The following is a 1,099-nucleotide window of genomic DNA, read 5'->3' as shown; positions in this document are numbered from 1 at the left end:
ACGGGTTTAAAGCGCACCCTCCTGTTTGTCGCCCTCACCGCCGACGTGGAAGACCTTATCATGCAGGAAAACGCGCGCAGGGATTCGCAGTTCGCTTTAATTTTTAACCAGGGGCCCGTGTTTACAAGCAACAATTACGGCACTATCACCTTTACGCCCACGGGCGGTTTTTTATGGACGGGGTTTGATCTTCTTGTCCCGCATGTAATTCCCCGCGACACAAGGGGGGACGGCCATGTGTATATGGACCTGTTTATAACCCCGTCGTTTGAAGAACGATACAACGGCGCCTGCACTTTCAAATTTTCAGATAACGCAAAATCGATTATACATTTCATGTACAGCCTGGACAATCAGGGACTGCGGCTTGAAGTTCTTCCCGATTTTGCCATTGAGGACATAACCGTTACTCGAAGAGCGTCGTCTCCCGTTGTTTTGTACTTCTTCAGGGACTTATCGCTTTAAACATGGCTTTTGTCCAATTTTCCGGCCTTTCCCTCGCCTTTGGCGACAGGGACATTCTGAAAAACATTAACCTGCGCCTCGCCGAGGGAAGCCGCGCCTGCCTTACCGGCGCGAACGGCAGCGGAAAATCCACGCTGATAAAAATAATTGCGGGAATTATGAACGCGGATTCGGGTGACAGGGCGGTACAGAAGGGGACGCGGATTTCCTACCTTCCGCAGTCGGGCATTGTACACAAGGGGAGCAATTTGCGCGATGAGGCGGAAACAGCCTTTACTTTCGCGCATAATCTGCTCGAACGGCTTGAACAGACGGGCGCCCTGCTTGAAAAGGCGAAAGACGGCGATTCATCGACAAAATCATTAATCGAAGAGCATCACAATTTGCAGGAACAAATTGAAAATTCGGGCTACTACAGAAGGGAAGCCGCGATTTCTTCCGTTCTTACGGGCCTTGGTTTTTCAGCTTCCGACATAAACCGCGACACTCAGGAATTTTCTGGCGGCTGGCAGATGAGAATCGCCCTCGCGAAAGTCCTTCTTGAACAGCCCGACATTCTTCTTTTGGACGAGCCGACAAATTACCTTGACATCGAGGCGAGGACTTGGCTTGAAAAGTGGCTTGAAAATTTTAG

At 50.3% G+C, this 1,099-nt stretch carries 1 protein-coding gene and 1 pseudogene; both read left to right on the top strand.

Annotated features, from left to right (window positions below):
• Positions 1 to 465: pseudogene (locus ACYVTD_RS13635) on the top strand (SH3 domain-containing protein); the annotation flags it as partial.
• Positions 466 to 467: 2 nt separating this feature from the next.
• On the top strand, positions 468 to 1,099 hold a 632-nt coding region (locus ACYVTD_RS13630; protein ID WP_461248276.1), incomplete at its 3' end, for an ATP-binding cassette domain-containing protein.

The sequence above is a fragment of the Treponema sp. R6D11 genome (assembly GCF_054786075.1).
This window is presented reverse-complemented; position numbering and strand designations above follow the sequence as displayed.